The 15,784-nt window shown below is 71.3% G+C and carries 15 protein-coding genes; 7 read left to right on the top strand and 8 right to left on the bottom strand.

Annotation, left to right across the window (positions count from 1 at the left end; all coding sequences use genetic code 11):
- Positions 1–215: 215 nt before the first annotated feature.
- Positions 216–908 (bottom strand): metal-dependent transcriptional regulator, encoded by a 693-nt coding sequence (locus ACIOC1_RS22885; RefSeq protein ID WP_188279958.1) that lies wholly within the window; start codon positions 906–908, stop codon positions 216–218.
- 124 nt (positions 909–1,032) lie between these two features.
- Between ACIOC1_RS22885 and ACIOC1_RS22880 the strand changes: the two genes are divergently transcribed.
- Complete coding sequence (locus ACIOC1_RS22880; RefSeq protein ID WP_355337455.1) at positions 1,033–1,794, top strand: SIS domain-containing protein; 762 nt, start codon at positions 1,033–1,035, stop codon at positions 1,792–1,794.
- 148 nt (positions 1,795–1,942) lie between these two features.
- On the opposite strand, the gene ACIOC1_RS22875 is transcribed toward ACIOC1_RS22880, so the two are convergent.
- Positions 1,943–3,292 carry a PAS domain-containing protein gene (locus tag ACIOC1_RS22875; protein WP_401856243.1) on the bottom strand — a complete coding sequence of 450 codons (1,350 nt, stop codon included), beginning with the start codon at positions 3,290–3,292 and terminating at the stop codon, positions 1,943–1,945.
- 485 nt (positions 3,293–3,777) lie between these two features.
- Positions 3,778–4,416 carry a pyridoxamine 5'-phosphate oxidase gene (gene pdxH, locus ACIOC1_RS22870; RefSeq protein ID WP_355338049.1) on the bottom strand — a complete coding sequence of 213 codons (639 nt, stop codon included), beginning with the start codon at positions 4,414–4,416 and terminating at the stop codon, positions 3,778–3,780.
- A gap of 364 nt (positions 4,417–4,780) precedes the next feature.
- On the opposite strand from pdxH, the gene ACIOC1_RS22865 reads away from it, so the two are divergent.
- Both ACIOC1_RS22865 and serC read left to right on the top strand, forming a co-directional pair.
- Entirely contained in the window at positions 4,781–5,881 is a 1,101-nt protein-coding gene (locus tag ACIOC1_RS22865) for a citrate synthase 2 (RefSeq protein WP_401310041.1), read from the top strand.
- A gap of 192 nt (positions 5,882–6,073) precedes the next feature.
- Positions 6,074–7,192 (top strand): phosphoserine transaminase, encoded by a 1,119-nt coding sequence (gene serC, locus ACIOC1_RS22860; protein WP_355337449.1) that lies wholly within the window; start codon positions 6,074–6,076, stop codon positions 7,190–7,192.
- A 132-nt stretch (positions 7,193–7,324) separates the two neighbouring features.
- Here the strand turns inward: serC and ACIOC1_RS22855 are convergent, their stop codons facing one another.
- Complete coding sequence (locus tag ACIOC1_RS22855) at positions 7,325–8,380, bottom strand: hypothetical protein (protein WP_391043106.1); 1,056 nt, start codon at positions 8,378–8,380, stop codon at positions 7,325–7,327.
- Between the two features lie 47 nt (positions 8,381–8,427).
- Between ACIOC1_RS22855 and ACIOC1_RS22850 the strand changes: the two genes are divergently transcribed.
- Together ACIOC1_RS22850 and ACIOC1_RS22845 are read left to right on the top strand one after the other, a co-directional pair.
- Positions 8,428–9,108, top strand: a complete 681-nt coding sequence (locus tag ACIOC1_RS22850; protein WP_391043103.1) for a GDSL-type esterase/lipase family protein — start codon at positions 8,428–8,430, stop codon at positions 9,106–9,108.
- 103 nt (positions 9,109–9,211) lie between these two features.
- On the top strand, positions 9,212–10,207 hold the full coding sequence (locus ACIOC1_RS22845; protein WP_391043100.1) for an aldo/keto reductase: 996 nt from the start codon (positions 9,212–9,214) through the stop codon (positions 10,205–10,207).
- A gap of 344 nt (positions 10,208–10,551) precedes the next feature.
- On the opposite strand, the gene thpR is transcribed toward ACIOC1_RS22845, so the two are convergent.
- The 3 genes from thpR to ACIOC1_RS22830 form a co-directional block, all read right to left on the bottom strand.
- Positions 10,552–11,145 (bottom strand): RNA 2',3'-cyclic phosphodiesterase, encoded by a 594-nt coding sequence (thpR, locus tag ACIOC1_RS22840; RefSeq protein WP_401856185.1) that lies wholly within the window; start codon positions 11,143–11,145, stop codon positions 10,552–10,554.
- 220 nt (positions 11,146–11,365) lie between these two features.
- Positions 11,366–12,853 carry an MFS transporter gene (locus tag ACIOC1_RS22835; RefSeq protein ID WP_401856184.1) on the bottom strand — a complete coding sequence of 496 codons (1,488 nt, stop codon included), beginning with the start codon at positions 12,851–12,853 and terminating at the stop codon, positions 11,366–11,368.
- 254 nt (positions 12,854–13,107) lie between these two features.
- Positions 13,108–13,548, bottom strand: a complete 441-nt coding sequence (locus ACIOC1_RS22830) for a MarR family transcriptional regulator (RefSeq protein WP_355337431.1) — start codon at positions 13,546–13,548, stop codon at positions 13,108–13,110.
- Positions 13,549–13,692: 144 nt separating this feature from the next.
- Here ACIOC1_RS22830 and ACIOC1_RS22825 point away from each other — a divergent pair, with 144 nt between their 5' ends.
- The gene (locus ACIOC1_RS22825) at positions 13,693–13,944 is read left to right on the top strand and encodes a ribbon-helix-helix protein, CopG family (RefSeq protein WP_355337428.1); all 252 of its coding nucleotides are present in this window, start codon (positions 13,693–13,695) and stop codon (positions 13,942–13,944) included.
- Here the strand turns inward: ACIOC1_RS22825 and ACIOC1_RS22820 are convergent.
- The gene (locus tag ACIOC1_RS22820; RefSeq protein WP_401310142.1) at positions 13,914–15,323 is read right to left on the bottom strand and encodes an NCS2 family permease; all 1,410 of its coding nucleotides are present in this window, start codon (positions 15,321–15,323) and stop codon (positions 13,914–13,916) included. The two genes, ACIOC1_RS22825 and ACIOC1_RS22820, sit on opposite strands and share 31 nt — an antisense overlap.
- A gap of 173 nt (positions 15,324–15,496) precedes the next feature.
- On the opposite strand from ACIOC1_RS22820, the gene ACIOC1_RS22815 reads away from it, so the two are divergent.
- On the top strand, positions 15,497–15,775 hold the full coding sequence (locus tag ACIOC1_RS22815) for a DUF2530 domain-containing protein (protein WP_355337425.1): 279 nt from the start codon (positions 15,497–15,499) through the stop codon (positions 15,773–15,775).
- Positions 15,776–15,784 lie beyond the last annotated feature (9 nt).

The following is a 15,784-nucleotide window of genomic DNA, read 5'->3' as shown; positions in this document are numbered from 1 at the left end:
AGTGACAACGCTCAAGGATTGGCGGCTCAGGCCGAGGGGAGGACTTCTGCGGGGCGCGGCACGCAGGGGAAGCGGGCCGCGGGAGGCACTCGGGAGGCTCGGGGTCCCGGGTCCTTCGAGGGGGTCCCAAGGGGAGGGACAAGGGGAGGAGGGGCCCCGACGCCGTTCGACGGCGCCGGGGCCCTCACCCTTCAGGAAGGCACGAAGCCGTGGGTCTACCGCTTGGCCACGAAGACGTGCGAGGCGATTTCGGCGTCCAGTTCGGCCGCCTCGCCGCCGCTGCCGACGAGCACTCCGCCCGCCGACGACGTGACGCTGACCACGGCGCCCGGCTGCACACCGGCCCGCCGCAGCGTGTACATCACCTGCGCGTCGGTCTGGATCGGCTCACCGATCCTGCGCACCACGACGCTCGCCCCGGCGGCGCCCGGCTGCAGCTCGTTGAGACTGACCATGCCGTCCTCCAGGAACGGATCGGCCTCGCCCTTCTCGCCCAGCTCCTCGAGTCCGGGAATCGGGTTCCCGTACGGCGACTCGGTCGGGTGGCGCAGCAGTTCGAGCACGCGCCGCTCCACCGCCTCGCTCATCACGTGCTCCCAGCGGCACGCCTCCGCGTGCACCTGCTCCCACTCCAGGCCGATCACATCGACCAGCAGGCACTCGGCGATGCGGTGCTTGCGCATCACGCGGGTGGCGGTGCGGCGCCCCTCGTCGGTCAGCTCCAGATGCCGGTCGTTGGCGACGTGCAGCAGCCCGTCGCGCTCCATCCGCGCCACCGTCTGGGAGACCGTCGGGCCGCTCTGGTCGAGCCGCTCGGCGATTCGGGCGCGCATGGGGACCACACCCTCCTCCTCCAGCTCCAGGATGGTGCGGAGATACATCTCCGTCGTGTCGATCAATCCGGACATGCGCGCCCCTCGTTTGTTCGTGCGTGGCCCTCAACCAATTCTGACCCATAGCGCCGACAACGGTCCCCGATCCGGTCGTCGCCCTTTCTTGACACCGGCTCGCGGGGGCCGCACGGTGATCCGCATGAGTGAGCCTCGCGAGTCCCTGGCCGACCGATACTTCGACGCCGCGATCACCCTTCTGCACCGGATCAGGGACGAGGAGGCCGCCGGGATCCAGGCCGCCGCGGACGCCGTCGCCGACGCCATCGCCGCGGACGGGCGGGTCTTCGTCTTCGGTGCCGGCCACTCCTCGCTGCCCGCCCAGGACGTGGTCTACCGGGCGGGCGGCCTCGCCCTCATCAATCTACTGGCTGTTCCCGGCGTCGTCGGCGTGGACGTGATGCCCGCCACCTTGGGCAGCGCCCTGGAGCGGGTCGACGGCCTCGCGGGCGCCGTCCTGGACACCAGCCCCGTACGGCCGGGCGACGTCCTGTTCGTGATCTCCCTGTCCGGGCGCAACGCGTTGCCGGTCGAGATGGCGCAGAACGCCCGCGCCCTGGGCCTCACCGTGATCGGCGTCACCTCGGTCGCGTACGCCAAGGAGACGCGTTCCCGGCACGCCTCGGGCACCTTCCTCAAGGACCACTGCGACATCGTCCTCGACTCCAAGATCGCGGTCGGCGACGCGGAGCTGACCGACGACGCCATCCCCGCGCCCTTCGCCCCCGCCTCCACGGTCGTCATCAGCGCCCTGATGCAGGCCGTCGTCGCGACCGCCGCCACCGGGCTCGCCGCCCGCGGCGTCACCCCGCCCATGCTGCGCTCGGGCAACGTGGACGGCGGCCACGACTGGAACGGCCGGATCTTCGAGGAGTACCGGGAGCGGATCTTCTTCCGGCACTGACCGGCGACGGGCCACCCGCACCGGCCTTCCCACATCACCGACCGACGGCAGGCCGCCCGCACCGGCGCTCCGGCACCGACCGGCCGCAGGCCCGCCCGCACCGGCCTTCGTCCGCTGCCCGCCGACGCCCCGCGAAGGGCGTCGGCGCTCAGCGGTCCCCCGTCAGCCCGGCCAGGTCCAGCGCCATGGCGACCCGCGCCGCGACGTCCTCCGCGTACGCCGCGTCCGCCCGGTCGAAGAGCCTGCGGCCCGAGCCGCGCAGGAAGGTGAGCGCGCCGACCGTACGACCCCTGCTGCGCAGCACCGTGGCCAGCCCGTGCACGGTCCCGGAGGGCCAGCGCCTGGCCGCCGCCCACTCGTCGATCCGTTCACCGGTCGCCGGTTCGTCCGCCGTCAGCGCGCCGAAGCTGGCGCGTACGGTGCCGATCCGCTCCAGCGCCTGGAGGACGGGGTGGGCGACATCGTAGCCGACCGGGATGGAGTTGTCCTCGGTGGCGTCGGCGGGACCGGGCTCGCCCGCCGGGGTCGCCGCGATCCGGATCAGGCGGCCCGCGTCGTCGGTGATGTCGACCAGGGCGTGGTCGGCGAATCCGGCCAGTGCGAAGTCGAGCTGCAAGGTCGCGGCCTCAAGGGCGCTCTCGCACTCGGCGGCGGCGCGGTCGGCGCGGTGGAGCTGCTGGTAGCGGAACCGCACCTGGGCCCCGTCCTTTTCCAGCGCCTTCTGCCGGGTGATGTCCAGGAAGAGCCAGCCCACGCCCAGCGGTACGGGTTCCTCGCCCAGCGGCGAACCGAGGCGGACGAATCCGCTGCGCCAGCAGTAGCGCCCGCCGGTCTCGTCGCCGCGCACGGTCACCCACAAGTCGGTGGTGGCGGGCGGCGCGCCCTCGGAGAGCACGTGCTGGAGTACGTTCTCCAGCTCCTCGACGCCCTGGGCCAGCAGGTCGCCCAGCGGCCTGCCGAGCAGCGAGTCGCGGCCGGTGCGCAGCAGGCGGGCGGCGTGCGCGTTGACCACGGCGGGGCGCAGATCGGCGTCGATCAGTACCACACCCCATGAGGCGTCGGTGAAGAGCACTTCGCTGAGAGCGATCGACCGTTCCAGGTCGATCTGCGCGTGCACCTCGGAGAAGGCGCAATAGACGCCGCTCGGCTGCCCGTCGGCGCCCTGCACGGCCGCCGACTGGGTACGGACGAGCACCCGGCGGCCGTCCTTGGTGACGAGCGCGAATTCGTGCACCTGGCGGCCGGGGCCGTCCATGGCGCCGAGCAGGCGTTCCTCGGTCTCGCGGGCGTCGGCCGTACGCGCCGCCCAGCCGGCGAATCCGTGCCGCCCGATCGCGTCCTGCGCGGTCCAGCCCAGGATGCGGACGGCTTCGGAGTTCCAGTGGGTGATCACGCCATGGCGGTCGAAGGCGCACAGGCCCGCTTCCATGCCGTCGAGGAGCGCGGCGAGCAAGTGCTCGTCGCCCTCGTGCCCGCCATGGGCCCCGTCCGGGGCAATGCCGTCGCCACCCCCCTGGCTCCCGTGGACTCCGCCACCGCTGTTGTCGCCACTGCCGCCGTCATCGAGCGGCTTTGATTGCGCGTCGAAAGGCTGCACGTCGCAACATTGAACTCTGGTGTGGGCTGCGTCACACGAGATTTCCATAAATAGGTTGTGCGGTTCCGGCCGGCTTCTTACTGTTGCGGGACACACGAAGGGAGGTGGTCTGACGCATGAAGTGCACTCGGACACGTGAGGTGGCTGCGGGCTAGCTCCGCGCACTGGGCGTGCGCGAAGCGCGCCAATCCCACGCAGTTCACCCGACCCGCGGGCTCGTCGGACTTGTCCGGCCGGTGCCCGGAGCCTCCTGGCTCCGGGGAGCAGCCCGCGGGTCGTTCGCGTTCCAGCAGGACCAGCGCTCCAGGACCGGCCCTCAAGGACCGGCCTCCGGGACCCACGCTCCAGCACCGGCGTTCCGGCACCAGCGCTCCGGCACCCGCGTTTTACGGCGCCAGGCGCTCGATTCCCCATCCGCCGTCCGCACCGCGCGTATAGCGCAGCCGATCGTGCAGCCGGTTCTCCCGGCCCTGCCAGAATTCGACGGTGCGCGGCTCGACCCTGAAGCCGCCCCAGAACGGCGGTACGGGCACGTCCGTCCCTTCCGGCCAGCGCGCGCACAGCTCCGCGTAGCGCGCCTCCAGCACCTCGCGCGAGGCCACCACGGCCGACTGCTCGCTCGCCCAGGCGCCGATCCGCGAACCGTACGGTCGGCTGCGGAAATACGCCGCCGTCTCGTCCCGCGGCACGCGCGCCGCCGAGCCCCCGACGATCACCTGGCGGGCGATCGGATGCCAGGGGAAGAGCAGCGCCAAGTGCGGGTTGGCGGCCAGCTCGCGGCCCTTGCGCGACGCGTAATTGCTGAAGAAAACGAATCCGCGCTGGTCGTAGCCCTTGAGCAGGACCGTACGGGAGCTGGGTACGCCGTCGGCGTCGGCCGTGGACACCACCATGGCGTTGGGTTCGGCGAGCGCGCCGTCGTCACGTGCCCGTACGGCGTCGGCGAACCAGCGGGCGAACTGCTCGTAGGGGTCGGCCGCCAGCTCCGGCTCGGTCAGTCCCGCGGCCCGGTACTGCTCGCGCATCGCCGCCGGGTCCGCGGCCGGGAGGGGCCGCACCTGGCGCTCTTCATGTGGTTGTCGCACGGGCACATCTTGCAGGACGGCGGGTCCCGGCGCCGACGTCCGCGAATGTGCCGGAACTCACGCTGTCCGGCGCGTCCGGCAGCAAGGAGAATGACCGGCCGGGGCCAGGTCCTGTCCGGCGGATCGTGGGACGGTCCAGGCTGATCCGGATGGAGCAGGGTGACAGCCCCTCGGGCGGGGCATGACCGTGGGGTCGGCCCGTCCGGCACACTCCCGCCCGCACACCCCCGGGCACCGTCGTCGTCTCATTCATCAGGCACTGCCGCACCACCGCACTGTCGTGATCATCAAGAGGAGCCGCCTCATGTCCGACTTCGTACCCGGACTCGAGGGAGTCATCGCGTTCGAAACGGAGATCGCCGAGCCCGACAAGGAAGGCGGTTCGCTGCGTTATCGCGGTGTCGACATCGAGGACCTGGTCGGCCATGTGTCCTTCGGGAACGTGTGGGGCCTGCTGGTCGACGGGAAGTTCAACCCCGGTCTGCCGCCCGCCGAGCCCTTCCCCATCCCGGTGCACTCCGGCGACATCCGGGTGGACGTGCAGTCCGCGCTCGCCATGCTCGCCCCGGTGTGGGGTCTCAGGCCGCTGCTGGACATCGACGAGGCGGAGGCGCGCGACGACCTCGCGCGCGCCGCGGTGATGGCGCTGTCGTACGTCGCCCAGTCCGCGCGCGGCCAGGGGCTGCCCATGGTGCCGCAGAAGGAGATCGACAAGGCGCACTCCATCGCCGAGCGGTTCATGATCCGCTGGCGCGGCGAGCCCGACCCCAAGCACGTCGCGGCGGTGGACGCGTACTGGACGTCGGCGGCCGAGCACGGCATGAACGCCTCCACCTTCACCGCCCGGGTCATCGCCTCGACCGGCGCGGACGTCGCCGCCGCGCTGTCCGGCGCGGTCGGCGCCATGTCGGGCCCGCTGCACGGCGGCGCGCCGTCCCGCGTCCTCGGCATGATCGAGGAGATCGAGCGGACCGGGGACGCGGAGGCGTACGTGAAGGCCGCCCTCGACAAGGGTGAGCGCCTGATGGGCTTCGGCCACCGCGTCTACCGCGCGGAGGACCCGCGGGCGCGCGTGCTGCGGCGTACGGCGCGCGAGCTGGGCGCGCCGCGCTACGAGGTCGCGGAGGCGCTGGAGAAGGCGGCGCTCGCCGAGCTGCACGCCCGCCGCCCCGACCGGGTGCTCGCCACGAACGTCGAGTTCTGGGCGGCGATCATGCTGGACTTCGCGGAGGTCCCGGCGCACATGTTCACCTCGATGTTCACCTGCGCCCGTACGGCCGGCTGGTCCGCGCACATCCTGGAGCAGAAACGTACCGGCCGCCTTGTCAGGCCCTCGGCGCGCTACGTGGGGCCCGGCGTCCGCGGACCGCAGGATATCGAGGGTTTCGCGAGCATCGCGCACTGAACCGCGGCGCATTTCGGCGCAGGGCGCGGGAGGGCCGTCGGGCCGGTCCTCGCGCGCCCCTTCGCCGTTTCGCGCGCCGGTGCGCGACGCGGGGCCAGGTGCCCGGCCGGCCGGGGCGCACACCCTGTGTGACACCGTCTCACCCGATGGAACGCTCCCGGAAACACGCCCGTGACGGACTACGCTGCGACCGTGGCCGATATCGAGATTCCCGCTGACATCAAGCCCGCCGACGGACGATTCGGGGCGGGCCCCTCCAAGGTGCGGACGGAAGCGCTCGAAGCGCTGGCCGCGACCGGGACGTCCCTGCTCGGTACCTCCCACCGGCAGGCGCCGGTGAAGAACCTGGTGGGCCAGGTCCGCCAGGGAGTCAAGGAGCTCTTCTCGCTGCCCGACGGCTACGAGGTGGTGCTCGGGAACGGCGGCTCGACCGCGTTCTGGGACATCGCCACGCACGGGCTGATCGACAGCAAGTCGCAGCACCTGTCCTTCGGCGAGTTCTCGTCGAAGTTCGCGAAGGCGGCGCAGCTCGCGCCGTGGCTCCAGGAGCCGACGATCGTGAAGTCGGAGCCGGGTACGCACCCGGAGCCGGTCGCCGAGGCGGGCGTCGACGTATACGCCTTCACGCACAATGAGACGTCCACGGGTGTCGCGGCGCCGCTGCGCCGGGTCGCGGGCGCGGACGCCGGGGCCCTGGTCCTGGTGGACGCCACCTCGGGCGCGGGCGGTCTGCCCGTCGACATCACCGAGACGGACGTCTACTACTTCGCGCCGCAGAAGAACTTCGCGGCAGACGGCGGCCTGTGGGTCGCCGCCTTCTCCCCCGCCGCGCTGGAGCGGGCGGCCTCGGTCGCCGCGTCCGGGCGGCACATCCCGGCGTTCTTCGACCTGCCGACGGCGATCGACAACTCGGTGAAGAACCAGACGTACAACACCCCGGCGCTGTCGACGCTCTTCCTGCTCAAGGAGCAGCTCGAGTGGATCAACGGCCAGGGCGGTCTGGAGTGGGCGGTCAAGCGCACCGCCGACTCCGCGTCGCGGCTGTACGGCTGGGCGGAGAAGTCCTCCTTCGCGACGCCGTTCGTGGCGGACCCCGCGCAGCGCTCGCAGGTCATCGGCACCATCGACTTCGAGGACGGCGTCGACGCGGCGGCCGTCGCGAAGGTGCTGCGGGCCAACGGGATCGTGGACACCGAGCCGTACCGCAAGCTGGGCCGCAACCAGCTCCGGGTCGCGATGTTCACGGCCGTCGACCCGGCCGACGTCGAGGCGCTGACCGCCTGCATCGACTACGTCATCGGTCAGCTCTGACCGCTGCCACACATACGGCAACCGCGACCCCGGCCAGGCAGGACGGCCGGGGTCGCGGCATACCGTCGTATTGTCGGCCCGCCCATCCCGCTCGTACCGCCCATACGGGCGTACCGCCGCGCCCAGCCGGCGTCAGTCGCGGTGGCGTTCCCGGTTGCGGCGCAGCAGCTTGCGGGCGCCCACGCCGATGGCGCCGATCACGGCGAGCACCCCGATGCCCACGACCCTGCTGCCGGTGCTCGTGGTGCCGGTGTCCTTGGCCGTGCCCGGTGAGGCCCCGGGAGAGGCTGCGGAAGAGGCTTGAGAGCCCTTGTGGTCGTCCGCCGACGCGCTCGCCGAGGCGGCCACGCTGTCGGGCAGTTCGTCGCCGCTGAGCGGCGCGCGCCACACGTCGCTGTTCTTGCCCTCGCTGCCGAACATCAGATTCCGGCCGTCGGTGGTGAAGGTGACGGACTCGCCCTGCCGTTGCATGGGGACGTCGAGGCTGCCGATCTTGTGCGGGGCCCCGTCGGCCCAGCGGTAGCCGGTCGCCCCGAGGTAGCCGCGCAGCACCAGTCGGGTGCCGTCGGGCGAGAAGGCGCCGTCGGTCACCCAGGGGACGTCGGCTATGCGGTGGAAGGTGTTGACGCCGCCCGCGCTGAGCTCGGCCGGACCGGCGTAAAGCGCGCCGCCGTCCTGATTCTTGCTGGCGATGTACACCCGGCCCGTCTTCGGATGCACCATCAGGGCCTCGGCGTTACGGGGTCCCGCGTCGTAACGGACGGTGTAGCGGGTGACGTCGACGGTGCGGTCGCCGAGCTGCTTCGGCTCGGGGAAGCGGTAGATCCAGACCTCGGGCCAGGTGCCGCCCAGATTGTCGCCGATGTCGCCCACGTAGAGGTCGCCGTCGGGGCCCAGGGAGATCGCCTCCACGTCCCGCGCGTGGATGCCGCGCATGGTCACCCTGGCCACGGTCTTGCCGGTGGCCGAGTCGACGGCGTAGACGTACGGGCCGTCGTCGCTGTCGTTGTGCGTCCAGTACACGCCGGGGTGGAGGCGGCTGGCGGCCAGGCCGCTGGACTCGGTGATCCGCGGGTCGCGGAGGGAGAAGGCGACCGAGGGGCCGCTGTCGGCGACGGCGGGTACGGCGGTGCCGCAGGCCAGGGCCACGGCGGCGCACGCGGCGGCCGTCAGGAGATACGCACGCATGCACCCCAGTGTCCCTGGTCGGCGGGCGGTCGGGGATGATGCCCGGCATGCGTTACCTATTCGTCGGCGACTCCATGACCGTGGGCGCCGCGGGCGACTACACGTGGCGCTACCGCATGTGGCAGCACCTGAACGAGCTGGGCGAGCCGTTCACTGTGGTGGGGCCGCGCACCACGCTGTACGACACGGCGGCCGGCGCGGCCGTCTCCTCCGACTACGCCGACCCGTTGTTCCCGGAGCGGGCCAGGCGGCATCTGGCGGGCTGGGGCGAGGGCTGGCACCACATGGTGCCGATGATCGGCGACGTCGTACGGGAGCACCGCCCGGACGTGCTGCTGATATCGCTCGGCCTGATCGACCTCGGCTTCTACACCGACGCCGAGCAGACCGCGCGCAATGTGGAGCGGTTCATCGCGGCGGCCCGCGCGGCGGGCCCCGCGCTGCGGATGGTGCTGCTGCCGGTCATCCCCAACACCAGGGCCGATCTGGATCCGGGCTTCGCGGACCAGTGCGCGGAGCTGAACACCCGCATGGCGAAGGCGGTCGCCGAGCACGACTCGCCCGCCTCGCCGCTGCTGCTGGCCTCCCGCCCCGAGGGGTACGACATCCTGCTCCACACCTACGACGGCACCCATCCCAACGCGGCGGGCGAGCACAAATTGGCGGCGGCTTTCGCGGACGCGATGTACCAGGCGTGGGACATCGGGGCGCCCTACAACGAGTACTGAGCCGAACGGCGCCAGGACCGCGGGCCGAACGGCGGACGACGCCGCGGGTGCCCCCCGGATTGCCCCTTGATTCGAGCGCACTCCAAGAGCTTGGCTGAACGCCATGGAGTACACACAGCTCGGACGTACCGGCCTCAAGGTCAGCCGTCTGGTTCTCGGCACGATGAACTTCGGCCCGGAGACGGATGAGGCGGACAGCCACTCGATCATGGACGCGGCCCTCGCGGCGGGCGTCAACTACTTCGACACCGCCAACGTCTACGGCTGGGGTGAGAACAAGGGCCGCACCGAGAAGATCATCGGCACCTGGTTCGCCAAGGGCGGCGACCGCCGCGACAAGACGGTGCTGGCCACCAAGGTGAACGGCTACATGGGCACCGCCGACGAGCCCTGGCCGAACCACGACAAGCTCAGCGCGCTCAACATCCGGCGCGCCGTCGAGGCCAGCCTCAAGCGGCTGAACACCGACTACATCGACGTCTACCAGTTCCACCACGTCGACCGGGACACTCCGTGGGAGGAGATCTGGCAGGCGATCGACGTCCTGATCCAGCAGGGCAAGATCCTCTACGCCGGGTCGAGCAACTTCGCGGGCTGGCACATCGCGCAGGCCAACGAGGCGGCGGCGCGGCGCGGTTCGCTCGGTCTGATCACCGAGCAGTGCCTGTACAACCTGGCGGAGCGGCGGGCGGAGATGGAGGTCATCCCGGCGGCTCGGCACTACGGCCTCGGCGTGATCCCCTGGTCGCCGCTGAACGGCGGTCTGCTCGGCGGCGCGCTGCGCAAGCAGCGCGAGGGCGGCGGCGCGCGTTCCACCAGCGGGCACACCGCGAAGGCGCTCCAGGACGGCAAGCTGCGCGACCAGGTCCAGGCGTACGAGGACCTGTGCGACAAGCACGGCCTCCAGCCCGGTGATGTCGGTCTCGCCTGGCTCCTCACCCGTCCGGGTGTGACCGGTCCGATCGTCGGCCCGCGCACCCAGGACCAGCTCGACTCGGCGCTGCGCGCGCTGGAGCTGGAGCTGTCGGAGGAGTTCCTGGCGGCGCTCGACGAGATCTTCCCCGGTCCTGGGCCGTCCCCGGAAGCCTTCGCCTGGTAGGTCCCGGCACCGAGGGAACCCAGAGGAGCCCAGAGGAACACGGCGGAGCCCGGAGGAACACGGCGGGTACGGCGGGCGCGGCGCTCGGAACAGCCGCGGCGGCCGTGCCCGCCGAGCCGTGATCCGGCCCGGACGGCCGGATGGCCGGATGGCCGGATGGCCGGATGGCCAGGCGGTTGTGCGGCCCGCGCAGCCGGGTGGTGTGGACGGACGGGTCCGGGGTGCCGCCGCGGGTCAGCCCAGCGCGGCGGCGACGACCACCACCACGAGCATCAGGACGAAGGCGGCGGTCATCACACGAGTACGGGTCTTGGGGTCCACACCCCGAGGTTAACCGGCCCCGGTCACCCCTCCGGCCGGTGGGCCGCCGGGCGGCCCAGCCGCCAGGACTCCTGCGTCGTGTAGCGGGGCTGCTCGCCGGGGACCCCGGAGCGCGGCAGGGCGCTGCTGACCAGGTGGAGGGTGTCGGCGCTCCAGGCCGCCCCGTGGAGGGCGGTGAGGGCGTCGGCGAAGGGCCGCAGGCTCACCGCGTGGCCGCGCTGGGCGCGGGCCAGGGTGAGGTGGGGCCGGAAGGCGTGCTCCGCGTCGGGTGGCGCGCCCGCCCGCCGGGCCGCGTCCCGTACGGAGCCGGCCAGCGCGGCGAGACCGGTCAGGTCGCCGTCGGCGCCCGCCCACAGCGCGCGGTCGCCGAACCGGCCGCCGCCGGACAGCCGCAGTGCGCAGGGTTCGTGACGGGCGGCGGCCCGGCCGAGGCGTTCCGCCAGCTCAGGTCTGACGGGGTCGGCCACCTCGCCGAGGAAGGCGAGGGTGAAGTGCCAGCTCTCCCGGGCGGTCCAGCGCAGCGCCGAGGCGTCGGGCAGACGCCTCAACGGGCCGACCGCGTCGGCCAGTTCGTCGGCGACGGACGGTGGCGGCAGCAGCGCGACGAAGAGCCTCACGGCACCGGGCGAGCCGTGGCCGGGCGGCCCGGAACCCGCCGGGCCGGAGCGAGGCATGCCGTAAGCAGGCGTGCCGTAACCAGCCGTGCCCGAACCGACCGGGACAGAGCGAGGCATGCCGTAAGCAGCCGTGCCCGAACCGACCGGGACGGAACCGACCGTGCCGGAACCGACCCGGCGGGGGGCGCCGCCCGCACCGGTCCCGTGAGCCCGCGCGGGCTCATACGGCCGGGGTGAGCCGGGGCGCCGACTCGTCGTCCTGAGGCTGGGTCCGAGGCCGCGCCTGGCCCTGAGGCGTCGGCGTCTTCGCGTTCGGGCCGGGCGCCGGAGCGCCCTCCCCCGCCGCCTCCGGCGCGTCCTCGGCGTCCACGTCGCCGGTGACCGGCTCGCGGGGCACGAAGGAGAGCAGGGGCCGGCCCTTGGCCCTGCCGCGGCGCAGGTTCAGACGGGGCCGGAGGCCCCCGATCCGCGCCAGGACGACGGCGACGGCCACCGCGGCCACCGCGGAGATCAGGCCGCCGGACAGGAAGCCGACGCGGGCGCCGTAGGTGTCGGTCACCCAGCCCATCACCGGACCGCCGATCGGGGTGCCGCCGACGAAGACCATCATGTACAGGCTCATCACCCGGCCGCGCATGACGGGTTCGGTGGCGAGCTGGACGGTGGCGTTGGCCGTCGTGTTGAAGGTCAGGCCGAAGATGCCGATCGGGACCAGCAGGACGGCGAAGATCCAGAAGGCGGGCGCCACGGCCGCGGCGGCCTCCAGCAGCCCGAAGACGCAGGCCGCGGCGACCAGCATGCGCAGCCGGGTACGGGTGCGGCGGGCGGCGAGCAGCGCGCCGAGCAGGGAACCGGCCGCCATCAGGGTGTTGAGCAGGCCGTAGGTGCTGGCGCCGCTGTGGAAGACCTGGTTGACGAAGGCGGAGAGCCAGATCGGGAAGTTGAAGCCGAAGGTGCCGATGAAGCCGACCAGGACGATCGGCCAGATGAGGTCCGGCTTGCCCGCCACGTAGCGCAGGCCCTCGCGGAGCTGGCCCTTGCCGCGGGGCACGCGGTCGACCCGGTGCAGCTCGGAGGTGCGCATCAGCAGCAGGCCGACGAGCGGGGCCATGAAGGACAGGCCGTTGAAGAGGAAGGCCCAGCCGCTGCCGACGGCCGTGATCATCACACCGGCGACGGCGGGGCCGATCAGGCGCGCGGACTGGAAGTTCGCGGAGTTGAGCGAGACCGCGTTGCGCACATGGCTCGGGCCGACCATCTCCATGACGAAGGTCTGCCGCGCGGGGTTGTCGATCACGGTGACCATGCCGAGCAGGAAGGCGATCGTGTAGACGTGCCAGACCTGGACGACACCGCTGAGGGTGAGGACGGCCAGCAGGAGTCCCAGGAGGCCGAGTACGGCCTGGGTGAGGATCAGGATCTGCCGCTTGGGGTAGCGGTCGGCGATGACGCCGCCCCAGAGGCCGAAGAGCAGCATCGGCAGGAATTGCAGCGCGGTGGTGATGCCCACCGCGAAGGACGAGCCGGTGATGCTGAGCACCAGCCAGTCCTGGGCGATCCGCGACATCCAGGTGCCGGTGTTGGACACCACGGCGCCGGTCGCGAAAAGCCGGTAGTTGCGGACCTTGAGCGAGCTGAAGGTGCTCGTCCTGCCGTCCGCGGGTCGGTCAGGTTCGGTTGCGGTGCCTGGTCCGGCTGCCGAACTCAATCGGGTCTCGCCTCCCCTTCAACAGGTGGTCGGTCATGCTGTCCGATGGCTCGCGCGGCACAGGTGTCGTACGGGTCATACAGCTCGTGCGGTGCATACGGTCGTGCGGTTCGTGCTGGTCGTGCTGGTCGTGCAGGTCCTACGGTTCGCGCAGGTCATACGGTTCGTGCAGGTCATACGGTTCGCGCAGGTCACACGCTTCGTGCTGGTCATACGGTCATACGGTTCACGCGCGTCGTACGACGTCCTACCGGTCACAGGTGAGCGAGCTTCTCCAGGACGGGAGCCGCCTCGCGGAGCACCGCGCGCTCCTCGTCGGTCAGCCCCTCGGTGAGCCGGGCCAGCCAGGCGTTCCGCGTGTCGCGGGCGTCGGCGAGGATCGCCTCGGCCTGCTCGGTCTGGCTCACCACCACCTGGCGCCGGTCGTCGGGGTGGGGTTCCCGGCGGACCAGCCCCTTGGCCTCGAGCATCGCCACGATGCGGGTCATCGACGGCGGCTGCACGTGTTCCCTGCGGGCCAGTTCGCCAGGGGTGGCGGACCCGCAGCGGGCCAGGGTGCCCAGCACCGCCATCTCGGTCGGGCTGAGCGTCTCGTCGACGCGCTGGTGGCGCAGTCGGCGGGAGAGGCGCATCACCGCGGAGCGCAGCGAATTCACCGCGGCGCGGTCGTCCTCGGACAGTTCGGTCACGTTCATTAGGTTAGCTCATTAGCTAATCTAAGTAAAACTTGGCCAAGCGGGACCCCGCTCAACCCTCATGTGCCCTTATCTCACCCATACGGGTGAGATGGCCGCCGAAAGTCCCCCGCGGCGGCCCCCCGTCCGGGGACCTTTGGGCGTATGGCATCGAGAGTGCTCAGCCTCCGCATAGACGCAGACCTGTGGGACCGGATCCGCGACCATGCCGCCAAACGCGGAATGAGCGCCCAGGACTATGTGGTCCAGGCGCTCATCCGTGACGACTTCGACGAACGGTTCAAGACGGCCGTCGACGAGACGGAGCGGTTCTACGGGCAGGACGGGCCGCTGAGCGGACCCGCCCCCACCCCTCAGGCACCGGCTCAGAGCAGGCCGAGCGCGGGCATCAGGTAGTAGAAGGCGAAGACCGCGGCCACGGCGTAGAGCGCGACCGGCACCTCGCGCCAGCGGCCGGCGGCCAGCCGCAGCAGGCAGAAGCTCAGGAAGCCGATGCCGATGCCGTTGGTGATCGAGTACGTGAACGGCATCATCACCATGGTCAGGAACGCCGGCACCGCGATGGTGAAGTCGCTCCAGTCGATCTCCCGGACCGAGCCCGCCAGGATCAGGAAGCCGACCGCGACCAGGGCGGGCGTGGCCGCCTGGGCCGGGACCATGGTGGCCAGCGGTGTGAAGAACAGCGCGAGCACGAACATCAGGCCGGTCACGATGCTGGCGAGACCGGTCCTGGCGCCCTCGCCGACGCCCGCCGTGGACTCCACGAAGCAGGTGTTGGCGGACGAGGAGGAGGCGCCGCCGACGGCGGTGGCGATGCCGTCGATCATCAGCACCTTGTTGATGCCGGGCAGGTCGCCCTTCTCGTCGAGCAGATCCGCCTCGTCGCTGACGCCGAGGATGGTGCCCATCGCGTCGAAGAAGCAGGACAGCAGCACGGTGAAGACGAAGAGCACGCCGGTCAGGATGCCGACCTGGTGGAAGCCGCCGAAGAGGCTGACCTTGCCGACGAGGCCGAAGTCGGGGCTGGCGACCGGGTTGCCGGGCCACTTGGGAACGGTGAGGCCCCAGTTGGCGGCGGGGATGTCGGCGACGGCGTCCACGATCACCGCGAGGACCGTCATGGCGACGATGGAGATCAGGATCGCGCCCGCGACCTTGCGGATGATCAGCGCCAGAGTGAGCAGCGTGCCGAGGATGAAGATCAGCACGGGCCAGCCGTTGAGGTGGCCGTCGGAGCCGAGCTGGAGCGGCACGGTGGTGTGAGCGGCGTCCGGGATACGGGTGACGAAGCCGGAGTCGACCAGGCCGATCAGCATGATGAACAGGCCGATGCCGATCGCGATGCCCTTGCGCAGGCCGAGCGGCACCGCGCTCATCACGCGCTCCCGCAGCCCGGTGGCGACCATGATCATGATCGCGAAACCGGCGAGCACGACCATGCCCATCGCGTCCGGCCAGCTCATCTTGGGCGCGAGCTGGAGGGCGACGACGGTGTTCACACCGAGCCCGGCGGCGAGCGCGATCGGCACATTGCCGACCACGCCCATCAGCAGGGTGGTGAAGGCGGCGGTGATCACGGTCGCGGTGACGAGCTGGCCGCCGACCAGGTGGTGGCCGTACTTGTCCACGGCGGAGCCGAGGATGATCGGGTTGAGCACGATGATGTACGCCATCGCGAAGAACGTGGCGAGACCGCCGCGAATCTCCCTCGGGATGCTGGACCCGCGCTCGGAGATCCGGAAATAGCGGTCAAGGCCGGGGGCGGCGGGCGGCATACGGGTCCTCAAGGTGCTCAGCTTGGATGATCATACGAACAAATTCGGCCAGCGCGTGGCTGCTTCAGTATGAATAAACAACTTGTCAAACGCCATCTGCGCGCGTAGATCCTTGAACCGCACGGCCGCCACCACCTCGCGGGCACCGCGACCGGCCCCCTTACGATGGGCGCATGAGCAGCAACCGGACCCCCCTGCGCGAGGCCCCAGAGCCGCTGGAGGCCAACGATGTGGCCACTGTCACAGTCGGCACGATCATCTGGGCCGTGCTGTTCGTCGTGCAGCTCCCCTTCTACGGCTGGTACGCGGATCACGGCCATACGTGGCTGATCTGGACCTGTCTGGCGGGTGCGGGGCTCGGGCTGATCGGCCTGAAATACGTCACCGCGCGGCGGGCCGCGATCCGTCGCGCCGCCGCGGCGCGCGGTCAGGAAGGGACCTCCGCCGGGTAGAAGCGCCGG

It is taken from the genome of Streptomyces sp. NPDC088197, from assembly GCF_044741185.1.
GTDB lineage: Bacteria > Actinomycetota > Actinomycetes > Streptomycetales > Streptomycetaceae > Actinacidiphila.
This window is presented reverse-complemented; position numbering and strand designations above follow the sequence as displayed.

What these genes read in the sequence shown, in the direction of transcription:
- ACIOC1_RS22885 (WP_188279958.1), bottom strand. Translation starts at nt 908, where the DNA reads ATGTCCGGATTGATCGACACGACGGAGATGTATCTCCGCACCATCCTG.
- ACIOC1_RS22880 (WP_355337455.1), top strand. Translation starts at nt 1,033, where the DNA reads ATGAGTGAGCCTCGCGAGTCCCTGGCCGACCGATACTTCGACGCCGCG.
- pdxH (WP_355338049.1), bottom strand. Translation starts at nt 4,416, where the DNA reads ATGCGCGAGCAGTACCGGGCCGCGGGACTGACCGAGCCGGAGCTGGCG.
- ACIOC1_RS22865 (WP_401310041.1), top strand. Translation starts at nt 4,781, where the DNA reads ATGTCCGACTTCGTACCCGGACTCGAGGGAGTCATCGCGTTCGAAACG.
- ACIOC1_RS22855 (WP_391043106.1), bottom strand. Translation starts at nt 8,380, where the DNA reads ATGCGTGCGTATCTCCTGACGGCCGCCGCGTGCGCCGCCGTGGCCCTG.
- ACIOC1_RS22850 (WP_391043103.1), top strand. Translation starts at nt 8,428, where the DNA reads ATGCGTTACCTATTCGTCGGCGACTCCATGACCGTGGGCGCCGCGGGC.
- ACIOC1_RS22845 (WP_391043100.1), top strand. Translation starts at nt 9,212, where the DNA reads ATGGAGTACACACAGCTCGGACGTACCGGCCTCAAGGTCAGCCGTCTG.
- ACIOC1_RS22830 (WP_355337431.1), bottom strand. Translation starts at nt 13,548, where the DNA reads ATGAACGTGACCGAACTGTCCGAGGACGACCGCGCCGCGGTGAATTCG.
- ACIOC1_RS22825 (WP_355337428.1), top strand. Translation starts at nt 13,693, where the DNA reads ATGGCATCGAGAGTGCTCAGCCTCCGCATAGACGCAGACCTGTGGGAC.
- ACIOC1_RS22820 (WP_401310142.1), bottom strand. Translation starts at nt 15,323, where the DNA reads ATGCCGCCCGCCGCCCCCGGCCTTGACCGCTATTTCCGGATCTCCGAG.
- ACIOC1_RS22815 (WP_355337425.1), top strand. Translation starts at nt 15,497, where the DNA reads ATGAGCAGCAACCGGACCCCCCTGCGCGAGGCCCCAGAGCCGCTGGAG.